The organism is Corallococcus praedator, from assembly GCF_003612125.1.
In the GTDB taxonomy this organism is placed as follows: Bacteria; Myxococcota; Myxococcia; order Myxococcales; family Myxococcaceae; genus Corallococcus; species Corallococcus praedator.
Map to the genome: position 1 here is coordinate 1 of NZ_RAWI01000673.1, position 2623 is coordinate 2623.

Annotated in this window: 3 protein-coding genes; all 3 read left to right on the forward strand. The window is 72.2% G+C overall.

The window, feature by feature from the left end; translation table 11 throughout:
- A partial coding sequence (locus D7Y13_RS40660) for a hypothetical protein (protein WP_120631024.1) occupies window positions 1-305 on the forward strand: 305 nt, incomplete at its 5' end.
- A 28-nt stretch (window positions 306-333) separates the two neighbouring features.
- Window positions 334-876, forward strand: coding sequence for a hypothetical protein (locus tag D7Y13_RS40665; RefSeq protein ID WP_120584235.1), 543 nt, complete (start codon window positions 334-336; stop codon window positions 874-876).
- A gap of 285 nt (window positions 877-1161) precedes the next feature.
- Entirely contained in the window at window positions 1162-2508 is a 1347-nt protein-coding gene (locus D7Y13_RS40670; RefSeq protein WP_233595658.1) for an MFS transporter, read from the forward strand.
- The last annotated feature ends 115 nt before the right edge of the window (window positions 2509-2623 follow it).

A 2623-nucleotide genomic window follows, 5' to 3' on the forward strand; every position in this document is an offset into this window, starting at 1 on the left:
CCTCGAAGGCGGAGGCCGGGGAGGCGGTGGTGCGCCGCTTCTTCCAGGCCCTGCCGTCCGGGGACTGCGCGGTGCTGGGCCCCCTGCTGGTGAAGGCGCCGGGGCTGCCTTCGTGCGAGGACACGGTGAAGGACCTGCGCGAGCACGACCTGCACCTGGTGGACATCGTCGAAGCGAAGGTGGATGGCCGCGACCCGGACGCGGTGCTCGTGAGGGCGCGCGTGTCCCAGGGAGGCAAGGAGCGGCCGGAGCCCTACTTCTTCCGGGTGGAGCGGCAGGCGGATGGCTGGCGCCTGCGGCTGTGAGGAGCTTCAGGGCCCTTGAAGGGGACGGATGATGCGACGCCGTGAACGCGTGATGCTGGTGGGGGGCGCGGGCCTGCTGGGAGCGGTGGTGATCGCCATCGCGCTCCTGACGTCCCGGGAGACAAATGCTCCCTCCGGCCTGCCTCCGGAGTTCCAGCAGGCCTTGAAGCCCGTGGAGGCGGAGGCCCCCGTCGCGCCGAAGCGGACGGCGCCGGTGCACGCAGCCGCGCCCGAGCAGCCCGCCGCCATGGTGGTGCCGCCGAGCCCTGGGGACGTGCCGCCGGAGCCGGAGGTGGCCAATGCCCCCGCGCAGCCGAACGACCCCATCGCGGAGGAACTCCCGCAGACGGCGCGCTGGAAGCTGGAGAAGACGGAGCACATCTCGTCGCTGCTGGGGCGGGACGTGACGCGGCTGGAAGGGGAGCGGCAGGAGGCGCGGGCGCGAGGAGACACGGTGCGGGTCGAACAGGTGGAGGCGCTGCTCCAGCGTCACCGCGTCCGGTTGGATGAGCTGCGCGAGGAGACCCGGCTGCTCACCGAGGCCGCCCGGAACGAACCTCCCGAGCCCTGACGTTGGCGCGCCCGGTCCGGATGTCATGACCGGCCTTCACGCCTGCTCGCCCGCACTCCGGGAGGACGGCCGCCATGCCCGGGGCGGGGTCTTCCGACGCTGTGGGCTCTGAGTACGCTCGCTTCTGATTTCCAGGGCTCACCGGCCGGGCGTGCGTGACAGACACGGCGCGGCATGCGCATAGAAAAGGACGTGTCCGTCTCCACCGCGACCGCATCCACCGGACCTGTCCGCTCCACCCGAGGCTCCCGGCTGGCATCCATCGCGGTGGCCAGTGCGCTGTTCATGGAGTTCCTGGACTCCACCGCGCTGTCCACCGCGCTGCCCACGCTGTCGGTGGCCTTCGGCACGGATCCGGTCCACCTCAAGCTCGCGCTGACGTCGTACATCCTCGCCCTGGCGGTGCTCGCGCCGGCCAGTGGGTGGATCGCCGACCGCTACGGCCCGCGCCGCGTCTTCATGACGGCCATGGCCGTGTTCCTGACGGCCTCCGTGCTGTGCGGCTTCTCCCGGTCGCTGGGGCAGCTCGTGCTCTTCCGCACGTTGCAGGGGCTGGGCGGCGCGCTGATGACGCCCGTGGGCCGGCTCATCATCGTCAACTCGGCGCCGCGCGAGAAGCTGGTGTCCGCGATGAGCTGGTTCACCATGCCCGCGCTGGTGGGACCGCTCCTGGGCCCGCCGCTCGCGGGCTTCATCCTGGGCGTCGCGGACTGGCCGTGGATCTTCTTCATCAACGTGCCGGTGGGCCTGCTGGGGATGTGGGCCGTGGCGCGCTTCGTGCCCGTGCTGCACCAGCCCGACCCGGGCCCCTTCGACAAGAAGGGCTTCGCCCTGGCGGTGGTCGCCATCACCACGCTGATGGGCGCGGCGGAGACGGCGGGCATCGGCCTGGTGCCGTGGCCCGCGCAGCTGGGCATCGCGCTGGTCGCCGTGGGGGCACTGGCCGCCTACGTGCGGCACGCGCTGCGCACGCCGCGTCCGGTGCTCAACCTGCGCCTGCTCCAGGTGCCCACCTTCCGCGCCAGCATGCTGGGGGGCGCGCTGGTGCGCATGGGCCTGGGCGCGACGCCCTTCCTGCTGCCGCTGCTCTTCCAGGTGGGCCTGGGGTGGGGGCCGCTGGAGGCGGGGCTCGTCACCATTGGCACGTCGATGGGGGCCTTCGCGTGCAAGCCGGTGGCGCCCCTGCTCATCCGGCGCGTGGGCTTCCGCAAGACGCTCATCGCCTCCAACCTGCTCACCGCCGCGCTGACGGCCGTGCCCGCCTTCTTCCGCGGGAGCACGCCCATTCCCTTCATCGTCGGCACGCTCATCTGCAGCGGCTTCATGCGCTCACTGCAGTTCACCGCCACCAACACGGTGGCCTACGCGGACCTCCCCAAGGAGGCGGTGAGCAACGCGTCCACGTTCGCGGTGGTGACGCAGCAGATGGCGCTGAGCGTGGGCATCAGCTTCGGTGGCTTGATGCTGCACGTGGCGCGAGGTGGCGGGGACGTGCGCCTCACGCCGGACCGCTTCCTCCTGCCCTTCCTCGCCATCGGACTCGTGTCGTCACTGGCCGGACCGCTCTTCCGGAGGCTTCCCCCGGACGCGGGCGCGCAAATCGGGGGCAGGGCCACGCCGGCGCGCGGCTGAGGCGGGGGCCCGGCCGTCCACCAAACGACGTCTCCCGCCGCGCAACGCTCCCACGCGAGTGCCGCCGCAGGGCAGACAGGCAGGCGACGCCCCGTCCCCCGCACCTTCTCCGGAC

Excerpts from the sequence above, each read along its gene's own strand:
- D7Y13_RS40665 (WP_120584235.1), top strand. The coding sequence starts at position 334 with ATGATGCGACGCCGTGAACGCGTGATGCTGGTGGGGGGCGCGGGCCTG.
- D7Y13_RS40670 (WP_233595658.1), top strand. The coding sequence starts at position 1,162 with ATGGAGTTCCTGGACTCCACCGCGCTGTCCACCGCGCTGCCCACGCTG.